General features: G+C 64.6%; 12 protein-coding genes and 1 pseudogene. 7 read left to right on the forward strand and 6 right to left on the reverse strand.

Translation table 11 applies throughout. From position 1 onward, the window contains the following. Nucleotides 1–14: 14 nt before the first annotated feature. Complete coding sequence (locus HF916_RS21390; protein ID WP_168790817.1) at nucleotides 15–1,355, reverse strand: NAD(P)/FAD-dependent oxidoreductase; 1,341 nt, start codon at nucleotides 1,353–1,355, stop codon at nucleotides 15–17. 265 nt (nucleotides 1,356–1,620) lie between these two features. Between HF916_RS21390 and HF916_RS21395 the strand changes: the two genes are divergently transcribed. From HF916_RS21395 to HF916_RS21405, 3 genes are all read left to right on the forward strand, one after another. After that, entirely contained in the window at nucleotides 1,621–1,875 is a 255-nt protein-coding gene (locus HF916_RS21395) for a helix-turn-helix domain-containing protein (protein ID WP_168790818.1), read from the forward strand. Between the two features lie 2 nt (nucleotides 1,876–1,877). Next, nucleotides 1,878–3,218, forward strand: a complete 1,341-nt coding sequence (locus tag HF916_RS21400) for a type II toxin-antitoxin system HipA family toxin (protein WP_168790819.1) — start codon at nucleotides 1,878–1,880, stop codon at nucleotides 3,216–3,218. A gap of 293 nt (nucleotides 3,219–3,511) precedes the next feature. Further along, a complete protein-coding gene (locus tag HF916_RS21405) occupies nucleotides 3,512–4,366 on the forward strand; it encodes a helix-turn-helix domain-containing protein (protein WP_116121330.1) in 855 nt (284 codons plus the stop codon). 82 nt (nucleotides 4,367–4,448) lie between these two features. Here HF916_RS21405 and HF916_RS21410 read toward each other — a convergent pair whose 3' ends face one another. Together HF916_RS21410 and HF916_RS21415 are read right to left on the reverse strand one after the other, a co-directional pair. Beyond that, nucleotides 4,449–6,293 carry an ATP-binding protein gene (locus tag HF916_RS21410; RefSeq protein ID WP_168790820.1) on the reverse strand — a complete coding sequence of 615 codons (1,845 nt, stop codon included), beginning with the start codon at nucleotides 6,291–6,293 and terminating at the stop codon, nucleotides 4,449–4,451. Beyond that, nucleotides 6,263–6,805, reverse strand: a complete 543-nt coding sequence (locus HF916_RS21415) for a molybdopterin-dependent oxidoreductase (RefSeq protein WP_168790821.1) — start codon at nucleotides 6,803–6,805, stop codon at nucleotides 6,263–6,265. Before HF916_RS21415 ends, HF916_RS21410 begins: the two co-directional genes overlap by 31 nt. 288 nt (nucleotides 6,806–7,093) lie before the next feature. On the opposite strand from HF916_RS21415, the gene HF916_RS21420 reads away from it, so the two are divergent. Beyond that, nucleotides 7,094–8,041, forward strand: a complete 948-nt coding sequence (locus HF916_RS21420) for a phosphoribosyltransferase (protein ID WP_168790822.1) — start codon at nucleotides 7,094–7,096, stop codon at nucleotides 8,039–8,041. A 16-nt stretch (nucleotides 8,042–8,057) separates the two neighbouring features. On the opposite strand, the gene HF916_RS21425 is transcribed toward HF916_RS21420, so the two are convergent. Further along, entirely contained in the window at nucleotides 8,058–9,752 is a 1,695-nt protein-coding gene (locus HF916_RS21425; RefSeq protein WP_168790823.1) for an ATP-binding domain-containing protein, read from the reverse strand. Between the two features lie 214 nt (nucleotides 9,753–9,966). Here HF916_RS21425 and HF916_RS21430 point away from each other — a divergent pair. Both HF916_RS21430 and HF916_RS21435 read left to right on the forward strand, forming a co-directional pair. Next, a pseudogene (locus tag HF916_RS21430) lies at nucleotides 9,967–10,591 on the forward strand (glutathione S-transferase family protein). Between the two features lie 132 nt (nucleotides 10,592–10,723). After that, the gene (locus HF916_RS21435) at nucleotides 10,724–11,296 is read left to right on the forward strand and encodes a Fur family transcriptional regulator (RefSeq protein WP_168790824.1); all 573 of its coding nucleotides are present in this window, start codon (nucleotides 10,724–10,726) and stop codon (nucleotides 11,294–11,296) included. Nucleotides 11,297–11,431: 135 nt separating this feature from the next. Here the strand turns inward: HF916_RS21435 and HF916_RS21440 are convergent, their stop codons facing one another. Then, nucleotides 11,432–11,944, reverse strand: a complete 513-nt coding sequence (locus tag HF916_RS21440; protein WP_168790825.1) for a response regulator — start codon at nucleotides 11,942–11,944, stop codon at nucleotides 11,432–11,434. A 479-nt stretch (nucleotides 11,945–12,423) separates the two neighbouring features. On the opposite strand from HF916_RS21440, the gene HF916_RS21445 reads away from it, so the two are divergent. Beyond that, on the forward strand, nucleotides 12,424–13,143 hold the full coding sequence (locus HF916_RS21445; RefSeq protein ID WP_168790826.1) for a ribonuclease activity regulator RraA: 720 nt from the start codon (nucleotides 12,424–12,426) through the stop codon (nucleotides 13,141–13,143). An 82-nt stretch (nucleotides 13,144–13,225) separates the two neighbouring features. Here the strand turns inward: HF916_RS21445 and HF916_RS21450 are convergent, their stop codons facing one another. Continuing rightward, nucleotides 13,226–14,020, reverse strand: coding sequence for a TetR/AcrR family transcriptional regulator (locus HF916_RS21450; protein ID WP_168792101.1), 795 nt, complete (start codon nucleotides 14,018–14,020; stop codon nucleotides 13,226–13,228). Nucleotides 14,021–14,070 lie beyond the last annotated feature (50 nt).

Consider the following 14,070-nt stretch of genomic DNA (forward strand, 5'->3'; position numbering starts at 1 on the left):
GAGACGTGCGTTTTTTACAGCATGCTGCGAGGCCGTTGCATCGTGCCGTCGAAGAAACGCTGCAAACGGAACGCCGACAGATCGAGCGACGCCTGGCCGCCATCGTTCAATTCCGCGAGCAGTTTGCCGACGATCGGCCCCATCGCGAAACCGTGACCGCAAAAGCCGGTGGCGATGGTCAACCCACTGACCTGCGGCGGCGCGTCGATCACCGGAATGCCGTCGGGCAGCACGTCGATCAGGCCGGCCCACGATTCGACCACCTGCGCGTCTTTCAACGCCGGGAACAAGGCGCGCAGTTTTTTCAACGCACGCGGCGCGTGGCCCACGTTCGGCTGCGGATGTGGGTCACGCGGATGCAGCACACGTTCGTGTTTCGGCACGCCGCCCGGCAAACGCTCGCGCAGATCGCGCAGGCTCGCGCCGTTCAGATGGAAGCTGAACTTCTCGCGCTGCGCCCACAATTCCGGCAAGAACCACTTGAGCGCGCGGAAATGGCCGAGCGTCATGTCGACGTCGACCTGCATGTCGTCGGCGAGATTGATCGCGCCGTTCGCGCGCTGCCGCACGCCGAGGCCGTGGCCCCAGAACGTCGACGCGGTGATGCGCGGCAGCGGATTGGTGCGCATGCACGTGCCGCGCACCGCCTGCTGCGGCAGTTCGAGCCCGAGCGTTTTGAGTAGACGCCAACTGCTGGCGCCGGCCGCGCAGATAAAGCGCGAGGTCCGCAGCGTGCCGCGCTCGGTGACCACGCCGGCAATCGCGCCGCCCGCGCGTTCGACGCCGATCACGCCGCAGCCTTCGAAGAACAGCGCGCCGGCCTCCGCTGCGCGCGCCGCGAAAGCGGCCGCGGCGCGGCGCGGTTCCGCCTGGCCGTCGCTCGGCGTGTAGAGGCCGCCGAGCGCCGGGGCATGCATGCCGGTCACGACCGTGTCGATCTGCTTGCGATCGAGCGTGCGCGTGTCGAGTCCGTGCTGACGCGCGACGTCCATCCATTGCCGGAACGAGGCCCAGTCCTCCTCGCCGGTCGCGACGTACAGACAGCCGCCCTGACGCCATTCGAGATCGAAATTCAGTTCGCTTTCGAGTTTTTTCCAAAGCGGGATGCCGGCCATCATCAGCGGCACTTCGGCGGATTCACGGCCCTGCTGGCGCACGAATCCCCACGCCCGCGACGACTGCTGCCCGGCGATTCGCGATTTGTCGAGCACCACCACCGAGAGGCCGCGGCGCGCCAGATAGTAGGCGGCCGCGCAGCCCATGATGCCGGCGCCGGCGATCACCACATCGGCATGTTTCGGGAACGCCTGGTCGGCGGAAGTGAGGTTCGCGTGCAGCGGGTAAGTCGTGGTCATCGGACAGGCAGGTTTTAAGTGTGGGCATAATCTTCGCAGGCGGCCCGGTTGTCCGCAATGCCCCTGTGACTGAAGACTGGCGGTGTAGACACGTGGAAGCCCGTCCGCAGGGGCCCTCACCTCCCATTCCCGCCGTTTATTCGCCACACAGATATCTGCATTTTATTCGCCAAACAGATATTCGTAAAATATGCGTCACACGAATATTTGACAAATATTCGTGTGACGCATAAAGTGCGTTTATTCGTGTCGCGGATAATTTGCCATGCTCCACCTCATCGCCAAGTCGGACCAGATAGCCCAGCTGCTTGCCGCCAGCCGGCGGCAAGCCGGCCTCACACAAGCCGAGGCCGCCGCGCGGATCGGCGTCAGCCAAAGCCGCATTTCGGCATTCGAAACCGACGCCGATGCCCTCACCCTCGCACAATTGCTGGCCTTGTGCGGCGTCTACGGCCTGCAATTACAGTTGCGCGACAAGAGCCAGTCGCTGCCGGGCCCGACGCCGTTGATCGAGTGGTGAGCATGGGCCGCCAAACTCACTCACGCGCGCTATCGGTATGGGCGAATGGCGAGCGCGTCGGCGTCTGGCGCCTGCCCGCTCGCGGGCCCATGGAGTTCGCCTACGATCCCGCGTGGGTTGCCTCGCCGGCGGGACGGCCGTTGTCGCTGTCGCTGCCGTTCACGCCGGGCAATCTGGCGCAAAAAGGCCCACGCGTTCTCAACTATTTCGACAACCTGCTGCCCGACAGCGAGGCGATCAGAAAGCGCATCGCCCAACGCTACCGGACCGAGGCGCTCGATGCGTTCGATCTGCTGCAAGCCATCGGCCGCGATTGCGTGGGCGCCGTCCAGTTGCTCGCCGAAGACGACGTGCCGCAAGGCGTCGAGCGGATCGAGGGCACGCCGCTCAACGACGCCGAGATCGAGACCATGCTGGCGCGCACGGTCAGCAACCCCGCGCTCGGCGCGCCCGACGAGACGGACGATTTCCGCATCTCGCTCGCCGGCGCGCAGGAAAAAACCGCGCTGCTGTGGCACGACGGCAAATGGCAGCGGCCGCACGGCGCCACGCCCACCACGCACATTTTCAAGCTGCCGCTCGGCCTTGTCGGCAACAAGCTCGCCGACCTCAGCACCTCGGTCGAAAACGAGTGGCTCTGTCTGCGGATCTTGCACGCCTATGGCCTGCCGGTCGCCAACACGGAGATCATGACGTTCGGCAAGCAGCGGGTGTTGAGCGTCGAGCGCTTCGACCGGCAAATGCATTCGAGCGGGCAATGGCTGTTGCGCCTGCCGCAGGAAGACTTCTGCCAGGTGTACGGCGTGCCGTCGCATCGCAAATACGAAAACGAAGGCGGCCCGGGCGTGCTCGACCTCGCGCGAATTCTCCAGCAATCGGTCGAGGCGCGGCAAGACATCGAGACGCTGCTGGCCAGCCAGATCCTGTTCTGGATGCTGGCGGCGCCGGACGGCCACGCCAAGAACTTCAGCATTCGCCTGCTGGCGGGTGGCCACTACCGCCTCACGCCGCTTTACGACGTGATGTCGATCTGGCCGGTGGAAGGCAGCGGCCCGAACCAGTGGTCATGGTTCAAGGCGAGGCTCGCCATGGGCATGTGGTCGCGCAGCAAGCACGACGCGTTTCGCGACGTGCAGCGGCGCCACTTCAACACCATGGCGCTGAAGTGCTCGTACGGCGCGGACGCGGAACCGCTGATCCAGCGATTGATCGAACAGACGCCCGGTGTGATCGAGCGGGTCTCGGCGGAATTGCCCGAACGTTTTCCGGCCAAGGTGGCCGAACGGATTTTCAAAGGCCTGAAAAGCTCGGCGGCGAAGCTCGGCACGATGCCTGCCGGCTAGACGCTTCGGGCGCATGGCATCGCGTGACATATTTCTATGCAGATACAGCGAGGTTTCATCGGTAAAATACATTGATGCTTAGTGCATAAAAAGATCGCCAAACCGGTCCGTTTCGACTCTCGCACCGACGGGCCAGACGGCGGTCGTACAAAACGACAGACTGCGATACTTTTTACGGTACATTTGCTATCCCCTGCGTCGCCGCGTCCCTGCGCATTGCATGTGCATGGTCGCGCTGCGCCTGTCGTATCGCACTCCCCAGTACCCTTTAAGACGGCGGATTCTCACGCAGTATGGCCAACGAAACACACTCACCTGACTCCATCGCAGTCGCCGAGCGCGTGCGCGAGTTGATGAGCCGGCACGGAATCGGCAAACGCCAGCAGACCACGGAGCTGTGCCGCATCCTCGATCTGAGTTTTTCACAGGGACACCGCAAGTTGCGCGGCAACAGCCCGTGGACGCTCTCGCAAATCAAGAAGGTCGCCGAGGTATTCGGCGAACCGGCCGCCCAGCTATTCGGCGCGCAATCGCTCGATCCGGGCATGGTCGGCGCGATCGCCCAGGAAGCCGTGTTCAGCATCGGCGCGATCGAACTGGCCTGCACGGCCTGGGTCGGCGCCGCGCTCGAGGCGGGCAGCCGCCCGGAATTCGTCGCGTACTCCCGGCTCGGTCAATGGCGCGTGGCGCGCCACGACGGCACGCTGTACCAAAGCGCGTACGAGGTCCACAAGATCGAAATCTATCCGCGCCGCGCCGAAACCGACAAGCCGACCATCGCCGTGGTCGACGACGATCAGGCCAGCGCCGACAACCTGCGCGACTATCTGGAGCGCAGCGGCTTCGCGGCGGTGGCGATCTACGGACTCGCGGCCTTTGCCGACCAGCTGCAAACCCAGGTGTTCGACGGCATCGTGATCGACTGGCTGTTCGGCGCGCAGACTTCGGCGGCCGCGATTCGCGCGGTGCGCGCCTCGGAAAATCCGGACGCGCCGATCTTCGTGCTGACCGGCGAATTGCTGACCGGCAAGGCCAGCGAATCGGAGATCAGTCAGGTGATCCGCAATTACGACGTCGCGTGTTATGAAAAGCCCGCGCGCATGGCGATCCTGGTCGCCGATCTGTCGAAGCGGCTGAACCGGCCTTAAGCGGATCGACCCGCGCCGGCAAACGGCTGAAGGCGTGTGCTCAGGTTGATGCCCACCTTCGCCCAGCCGCCCACGCTTCGCATCACACCGTATGCCGCGAAGCCAAAGCCCGCTGCAACGCGCTGCGGAGCTCCTCGTAATGTACCGGCTTTAATAACGCGTCGAAGAACGGCTGCGAGCCACCTCCTCCCTCTTCCGTCACGCCCGCCTCCGGCGCATACGCGCTGACCACGATCACCGGCACACCCGCGGACGGCCCGCCCCGCGCGGCAAAATCCGCGAGAAACGTATAGCCGTCACGCTCGGGCATATGCAGATCGAGCAACACCACGTCGCAGCGGCGCGCGTCGAGCCAGGCGAGCGCATCGTCGGCATTGGCGACGGCGTGCGCGTCGAAATTCATGTGCGCGATCATTTCGCTGAGCGACTCGCGGATCAGGCGGTTGTCGTCGACGATCAGCACGCACGGACGCGCGCCGCCTGGCTCGGCGCGCGCCGCCACATCCTGCGGCTGCGCAGCCGCGACCGGCGTGACCGGAATCGTCACGGTGAAGGTGGTGCCCTCGCCGACCTTGCTCGCCACCTCGACGGTGCCGCCGAACAGCTTGACCAGCCCCTGCACGATCGTCAGCCCCATGCCCGCGCCCTCGAAGCGGCGCGTGCGCGACGCATCCAGTTGCGTGAACTCCTGAAAGATGAGCGGAATCTGCGCATGCGGCACGCCCGGCCCCGTGTCGCTGACGACGAAGATCAGCAGCGCCGGCCGCTGCCGCAACTGCACGCGCACGGTGCCGGTTTCGGTGTAGCGGATCGCGTTGGTGACGAGGTTGTTGACGATCTGGCGGATGCGGTGCGGGTCGGAATCGACAAGGCCGCTCATGCCGCTTGCCTCGCTCTCCAGTTGCAAACCGCGCGCGGCGGCCGACATGGCGTGCTCGTCGACGATCGACGCCAGCAGTTCGCGCGGCTCGAAATGCTCGTGACGCAACTCAAGCTTGCCGGCGCCGAGGCGCGCGTAGTCGGTCAGATCCTTCATCTGCGCCTCCAGATGCCGGCCCGCGGTTTCGAGCCGCTGGATCACCTTGCGATCCGCCTCGGAGTGATAGTTGAAGCCCAGCAATTCGATCGACGACACGATCGCATGCAACGGCGTGCGCAGTTCGTGGCTGATCATGCCGAGAAACGCATCCTTGGCGTGACTCGCCTCGCGCGCGGCGCGGCTCGCCTGGTGCTCGGCTTCGAGCGCCGCGTGCTGCTGATGCATCAGGCGCGTACGGCGCCGTCCGTTCAACACGAGCAACAGCGTCGCCGCCGCCGACAGCAACAGCAGCAACATGCCGGCCGCGAACAGGATGCGGCGCTTGTCGATGAAGTCGCGGTTCATCGCCTCGCGATCGGCGACGTCGGCGAAACGGCGGCTCAGCGCGAGATCATTGACCTCGTTCCAGTGCTGGCGCAGTTGCCCGACAATCCGGTTGGCCTGGCTGCGGTCTTTCGGCAGCGCGTCGACTTCAGGTTCGATGCCGCCCAACAACTGATCGAGCGAATGGATTTCGTCCAGTTGCCTTTGCAGCAGCGAGAGTTGCGTGGTCAGACGGCGTGTGGAACCCGCCATCACGTGCAGCTTGGATTGCAGCAACTGGTAACGCAGCATCAGCCGCTGATAGTCGTCGTCGACACCCGACTGATAAAGCAGCAACTGATTCTCGAAGCGCGCGTAAGCGATCTGCAGTTGCGCGGCGTCCCAGTAGAAGCCGTCGTACGAGCCGGTCAACTGCTCGGTGGCACGCGGGTTGAGGAGATTCGCGTACAACAGATAGCCGATCGCGCCGACCGGCGCCGCGAGCGCGGTCAGCCAGATCAGCACGTAGAGCGCACGGCGCCACGGACGGCGCATTATTTGACGATGAGGGCCTTGATCTGCCATACGAATTTTGAATCGCCCGAGGCGCCCGTGAGTTCATCCGGGAACGCATCGCGCGGGTAGATAAGGAACAGCGGCCCGAAGTCTCTGATCTTCAGACGCCGGCCGTTCATGCTGTATGCAACGACCACGCCATAACGATTGGAGTCCGATACCGGAATGGTGTAGGTATAGTCGTCGAGCGTATGGATCTCGACCTGGCTGCCATTCGCGCCGACTGTCTTCAGAATATCCGCCAGCAACGGTCCTGTGAAGGTGGAACGCGGCGTCCACGTGGTCGAGGTGGTGATCGAATGGACCGGCAGCGCGAGCAGTTGGGCTTCGGTGAAGTGGTACGTCTTGTGCGCGGCGTCGGTCGTCTTGCCGATCTTGCCTTGCACGTCGAGCGATAAAAGTGACGGCTCCGGCTGAGCCTGCGCGTTCCAGGCGGCCAGCGCGAGCACGAGGCTCGCAGCCCAGCGCGCGCCCGTGACGGCGCGTTGTCGGTCATTCACCCCGGTGGTCGACTTGGTCATGTGTTTTTTTATTCCGTTATCTATTTTTCTTGCGGGCGGCCCGATAGTCGCCGGCTCGGTCTGTGCCGGCCCGCCGCCCCTCATCCCTCATCCCTCGTCCCTTGCGCCGGCCGCGGTCGCGCGTCGGGTTACCGCGTGTCACCTCGACGCGCGATCTTTGAACCGCATGCATAATATCGCCAAAATTCTCTGTCTCAAAAACGAGGTCCCGCGGCCGCGCGCGCTCCGCAAGCCGCTCCCGCGCCAGGGACGCTCGCCCCACACGCGCCACGCGACGCCCTACGAGTCATGAACAAGCCGGTTTTGCCACTGACGTACGAACAACTCGATCACTGGATCGAATCGCTGCAGCCAGCCTTGCTGGCGGAGCGCTTCACGATGGCGATCGGCATTCTGCGCGGCGGCGCGCCGCTCGCGCTGATGGTCTCGCACGCCGTCGGCACGCCGGTCGCCTTTCTGCGCTACGACCGCCTGGCGCGCACGGTGGCCTGGGATTCAACGCTGCCGATCCCGGCCGCAGGCTCGACCGTGCTGCTGTGCGAGGACATCGCGGGGCGTGGTTTTACGCTGACCGATTGCATCGCGTTTCTTCAGCAGCAAGGCCTCGTGGTGAGGACGCTGACTGGCGCCGTCGACGAGTTGAGCCGCGCGCAACCCGACTATGCGATCGACGCGCGCGGCTACTTCGCGTTGTTTCCGTGGGAGCGCCAGGCGTACACCGAGCGTTATCGCGACGACTGGGCGCGGGTCGAATCAGGCGCCGCACCCGCGATGGCCGACGATCACGAATACGCCACCTACGCGATCGACCTCGACGGCATTCTGCTGCCCGACGTGCCGCTCGCGCGTTACGACGAAGATCTCGCCGCCGCGCTTGCCGAACGCGATGCGCTGCTGCCATTCGAGATGCTGCCCGACATCGACCTGCAGCGGGTTCGCACGATCATCACCGGACGGCCCGAACTGGATCGCGCGCGCACCGAAACGTGGCTCGCGCGGCACGGCTTCGGCCATCTGCAACTGGTGATGCGCACGCCCGACACGCACGATGAAAGTCCCGCCGGCAGCGCCGCGCACAAAGCCGCGGCCGCATTGCGCGGCGGCGTCACGCATTTCATCGAGAGCGATCCGGTGCAGGCGCTGCTGATCGCGCAGCAAGCGCCGCTCTTGCGGGTGATCTGGTGGGACGCGCACACGCAAACCGGCATGCTGGTCGGCGCGCGTGCGTGGATCTGAGCCGAGCGTCCGGGCGCTAGACCTCTTTCGCTTCTTTCACTTCGCGGCTCTCCTTGCCGTCGCGCAAATGCAGATGCCGCGCGGCGCGCTGCGACGCAACCACGATCAGCTTCATCGTGGCGCGCGTGGCGCCGACGAACAGCTTGCGCGCGATGCGTTCGTCGAAAGTCTCGAAGTCGACCTCGGTGAAAATCACGCACGGCGCCGCCTGCCCCTTGAAGCGGTAGATCGACTCGAACAGCACGTCCCCTTCGCGGTACTCGGGGTTGCCGAACAGATCGTACTTGCCCGTGAAACTACGCAGCCGATGCGGCCCGAGGTGATCCAGCGCGCTCATCGCCGAGCCTTCGCGGCCGCGAAACGACAGCACCACGATGTCCTGCTTGCGAAAGCCGAGCGAGAGCGCCTGCGTGATCGCGCGCTTGGTGGCCTCGATGCTGCCTTCGGCGGCGTTCGCTTCGTCGTAGACCGAGAGCGAAATATCGGAGCCATCGAACGGACTGCCCGACGCGAGCGCCGCGGCGAGCGGTACCGAAGCGCCGACCACGTCGCGCACATAATCGAGAATGTCGCGCGGGCTGCGATAGTTGGTGGTTTCCTTCAGCGTGGTCCAGCCCGGTAGCGCGACGGGTTCACGCATATACAGATTCTGCAGCGGGTCTTCGAGCCACCACCACGCGGCGCCGGGGCGCAACAGACGCTCGAGTGCGGCCACCCACGGCTGCTGGAAGTCCTGCCCTTCGTCGACGATCAGCACGTCGAATTGCCAGCGCGGATCGATCGGCGTTTTGGCGAACGTGGTTTCGAGCTGAGCGAATACATCGCCCGCCTGGAAATCCGGTTCGCGGCCCGCGTCGCGCGCGATCCAGTCGCAGAGCTGGTGATAGTTCGCCACCTTCGCTTCGGACGGCGCGACTCGCGCGATGTGATCCGCCAGCGGCCGGTTGAAGCACACGTACAACGGACGCTGGCCACGTGCCACTGCGTCCTTCATCACCTGCACCGCGAGTTGCGTCTTACCCGAGCCGGCGGTGCCGATCACGCGCAGCCGGAACGGCGCGAATTCGAGCCGCCGCGCCCACGTTGCCAAACCGCCCGCGAGACGCGTGACGAGCGTGCCCGCCTGTCCGACCAGCGCGCTGGCGTCGGGCGTGAGCGCCAATTCGTCGGCGAGAAAGTGATGGATTTTCGGCGCGCAGGCAAGACGCGGCTCGTCGGCCGGCAACGCTTCGCGGATGATCGCCGCGAGCCGGTCTTTACGCGTCGCATCGACGATCCGCGCGGGGTTCACGCCGGCGATCGCCGCGTCCTTGACGATGTGGTCCGGACAGTACAGCAATTCCTCGACGAAATACGTGCCCGCGCCAAACGCCGCCGTAAAGCGCCGATGCAGACTTTCGATGGTGTGCGCGAGCGCGATCGCCACATTGCGCTCGGTTTGCAGATAGACCTTGACGAGCCCTTTCGGCGTTTCGCGCAGAAAACCGGTTTTCTGTTCGACGATCATCACGCGTCCTGCCGGGCTGACGATCACGAAGTCGGCTTCGCCGAACACCGAGAAGTTCTGGTTCAGGCGCGTCCAGTGCACGCCGTGATAGACGGTGTAGTCATCGGGCAGCGCTTCTTCCAGTAACGCCAGCGTTTCGCGTTCGCGGGCCGCCGCGCCAGTCGCGGCGAGGCTCTTCCAGTCGTCGGGAACAATGCGGGCCATGCGTGCCTCGTCGTATTCGGGTGGGCTCATTGTACGCAACGCGCGCGCATTGCCGAATGCCTGGCGGGGCGCCGCTTTCAGACGTGCTTCACGTCATGTTCGGTCCGCCTGGCTGGCGCGCGGCGGCACGCAAAATCATGCGCATCGTGTATCGTTACTGGCTGAACGCCGCGCGACGGGCGCGGCTTACCAACGAAAAAAAAGGATTTACCGGATGATTACGATCTGGGGACGCGCCAATTCGGTCAACGTCCAGAAAGTGTTGTGGTGCTGCGATGAGCTGGTGCTGCCGTATGACCGTGTCGACGCCGGCCTGCAATTCGGCCGTAACAACGAAGCCGACTATCTCGCGATGAACCCGACCGGGAAGATCCCGACGCTGGTCGACGACGACTTCGTGCTGTGGGAATCGAACGCGATCCTGCGCTATCTGGTGATGCAATACGGCGAAGGCAGCCTGCTGTATCCGTCCGAGCCGGCATCGCGCGCCAGCATCGACCGCTGGCTGGACTGGTCGCTGTCCACGCTGCAACCCGCCGAACGTCCGGTGTTCTGGGCGCTGGTGCGCACGCCCGCCGCCGAGCGCGACGCCGCAACTCGCCACCGACTTCGACGCCGTCACCGCGCTGTGGCGCATGCTGGACACGCATCTGCAAGGGCGTTTCTTCCTCGAAGGCGAGAAGTTCACGCTGGCCGACATCGTGATCGGCGCCTACGCCAAACGCTGGTTCGGGCTCGACGGCGTGGCGCGTCCGCCGCTGCCGAATCTGGAACGCTGGTATTCGCGTATTGCGACGCGCACGGGTTTCAAGAAGTACGTTGATTTCCCGCTGACTTGACCCGGCAGGCTGCGCGTGGTCCGTGCTCGGGCCACGCGCCCAACTGTCTGATCATGCCGCGCATGGCCAAGGCGGCGGCCAGACGCATCGCGCGCCGGCACAGCGAGACGCGATGGCCTTTATAATCGACGCATGAAGACCGCCAAGCCCGCCGCGACCGCCGACAAAGCCACCTCCGCCGCCTCCGTTCACTCAGATGAGCCGGGGCACACGCACGGTGTTTCGCAGGAAGCCGCACTGACACTCGCGGAAGAATATTGCCGCGAACGCGGCGAAAAACTCACGCCGATCCGCCGCAAAGTGCTCGAATTGCTGCTGAATTCCGGGCGCGCCACCAAAGCGTATTCGCTGCTCGACGAGATGCGCCAGATCCATCCCGGCTCGGCGCCGCCCACGGTGTACCGGGCGTTGGACTTTCTGCTCTCGGCGGGACTCGTGCATCGGATCGAATCGATCAATGCCTTCACCGTCTGCCACGATCTGACGCAATGCCAGCACGGCATCCTGGTGGTGTGCCAGCAATGTGGCAACGTCACCGAATTGCATCAGCCGAAACTGCGCCAGGCGCTAGTCGCCCAAATCGAAGACTCGGGCTACCGTCTCGCGAGCGATGAAATCGAATTGAAGGGATTGTGCGCGGCCTGTCAGGCGTTGGAAGCCGCCGCGTCGAGTAAGGATACGGGGACACCCGTCGCCGTCAAGTAACGTCAACGTTCGGCAACGTTCGCGAACCGCACTCCACCCTGCTTTGCCATCAAGCCAGGCATCTGAAGGTGTGGCGCCTCGCGGCACGGCTGTCACGCCGCGCCGAGAATTCGTCGGCTAAATCGAAGTCCTGATTCAGCCCGCTGCGCGAGCGTGAAGCGCATCGTGCAGCAGCGTCACGAGATCTTCAGGCAAAGCCGGCTTGGTCATGAAATGCTGGAAGCCTTCGCCGATGCTGCGTAAGCGGTAAGCGTCGTCAGTGTGGCCGGTGAGCGCCACGGCAACCGACGGTGGGTGGTCGCCGCGAATCTCGTGGTCGCGCAAGCGCTGGATCAGGTAGAAACCGTCCATGGCGGGCAGTTCAAGATCGCACACCACGGCGTCGGGCAACAATCGCAGCGCCGCCTCCACGCCCTCTTCCGCATCCGCCACAGCGACGACATGCGCACCTTCTGCTTCGAGTAATAAGGTCAACGATTCCCGGCTGTCCGGGTCGTCTTCTACGAGCACGATCGTGGCCTGATCGAGTCTCAATGCTCCGTTCATTTTCCGTTGTTGCTCTAAAAAACCGGTTAGGCCGTCCGAATTGGCCAACGTTTCGCCCTGCTGCTTGCCGCCGATTTGCGCGGCTGCGCTATTGCTGTTCATGGTTCCGACTCGATTTCATGCGCGGAGTTGCAACCAGGCCCAAGATTGTAAAGCATGGCCCGAGCGCCAACGCGCGCGCACAGTAACGCGCCAAAATTGCACGCCGATGAAAAACCGGCCCTCGGCGCCACAGTCGTGGCTTTCCGATGCCGACCCGATTCGCCGCGGCGGCTCGTGCAAACCCCATTGGCACGGCCTTTCCCGCCTGGCTTCTCTTTTCCCATTCCTGTTCTTGTGCGATGCCGGCGACCTGATTGATGCCGCCTGCATTCACCTCACCCCACCAGCAGCACGTTGTGTGCCTCGCCGGTTCCGGCATCGTACGAATGTGTCGCGGCGCGGAGATCGGCTGCACTGGCTGCGTGGGGCGCTATCATCATGTGCGCGAGACCGCATCGGACTTTGCGCCGCTGCGGCACCGCGCGGCATGCGGTTGCCATGACCCGTTTCCGCTTCCAACCTTGAGGCCGCCCGACACCATGTCCGATCTCGACTCCGCCACGCTCGAAGCACTCCGCCGAGTCAGCACCGCCACGCTGACTACTCAATTATTCAAGCGCGGCCTGCGCAATACGTTCATGCAAGGCGTCGCGCCGCTCGCCGCGCACAGCGGCGCGAATCTGGTCGGGCCGGCGTTCACGCTGCGCAACATTCCATCGCGTGAAGACATTGACGTGCTCGAACTGTTTGCCGATCCGGAATACGCGCAGCGCAAGTGTGTCGAAACGATTCCGGCCGGCCATGTGCTCGTGCAGGATTGCCGCGGCGAGCGCGGCAGCGCGTCGTTCGGGTCGATCCTGACGCAACGTTTGCAGGTTCGCGGCGTGGCGGGCATGGTATCCGACGGCCCGGTGCGGGACAGCACGACGATCGCCGCGCTCGGCATTCCCGTGTTCTGCGCGGGGGCGAGCGCGCCGCCCAATCTGATTCGCCATCACGCAGTGGATATCAATGTGCCGATCGGCTGCGGCGGCGTCGCGGTGTTTCCAGGCGACGTGATCGTCGGCGATGCGGACGGTGTGGTGGTGATTCCGCTAAAGATGGCGGTAGAGGTCGCGCAAGCCGCTGCCGAACAGGAGCAACTCGAAGCGTTTCTGACCGAGCGGATTCGTGATGGCGCCGCCCTGCCCGGCACTTACCCGCCGAACGAAACGACGAAAGCCGCTTATGAGGCGTGGAAGGAAAAACGGAAAGCGTGAGACGGTGTGGCGCGGCGATGGGCGATGGGCGATGGTTGATCGCGCCCGCGCGACGCCGGTGCGGTTCAGCGAGCGCCGGCCGTCAATCGGCCTTCTTCGGACCGATACCCTGCACCAGCAAAGCCACGGCATGCCGCGCGATTTCCGCTCCGCCGATGTTGCGGCGCAAGGGATCGTTGCACCACAGCTTCGACGTAGCCAGCGGCAAAATCGTCAGCCCAAGCAACGTGACGAAGACGAGCGCGGGTTCCAGTCCGGCGTTCAGCCGCCCTTCCTTCTGCCAGCGAGCAATGGCCGACAGCGACGCCTTCTGATGCGCGTTGCCGAAGCGCTCGTGCATGCGCTGGCGCAACAGGCCGCCGTCGCTGATCACTTCGCGCACCCATAGCGACGGAAACCACGGATGGTCGGCTGCCACCTGCACCAGCCGCTGCGTCAGTTGCGTGATGGCCGCGACCGGATCGTCGGGATTCTCCTGGAACGGCACGCCGAGCCCCGCGCGCAGCGGCGCGAAACGTTCGTCGATCAGCACGTCGAGCAGTTGATCGCGCGTCTTGAAGTAGTAATGCATCATCGCCGGCGTGAAACCGGCCTCGCGGGCGATCTCCCCGAGCGTGGTATCGACGATGCCCTGCCGCGCGAACAGCACGAGCGCGGCGTCGAGCAGGCGGTTGCGCTGCTCCGGTCCGCGCGCGGCGCCGGAAGGCCTGCCCGGACGCCGTGCGGGCGCGGCCGCCGCCTCCGGTTGCACCGACCAAACGCCCGCGGCGGCTTCAACACCCCTGCTGGGCGCGGAACGCGTCTTGCGAACCTTCACGGCAGCCGTATCAGGCAGCGTGCTTTTCACCTTTCGATCGTCGGACGGAATCCTTGCCATTGCATTCAATTTGACTGGTGACACGATGTCGCATATATTAATCTCCGAGT

Origin of the sequence: Paraburkholderia aromaticivorans, assembly GCF_012689525.1 — a bacterium.
Classification (GTDB): Bacteria; Pseudomonadota; Gammaproteobacteria; order Burkholderiales; family Burkholderiaceae; genus Paraburkholderia; species Paraburkholderia aromaticivorans_A.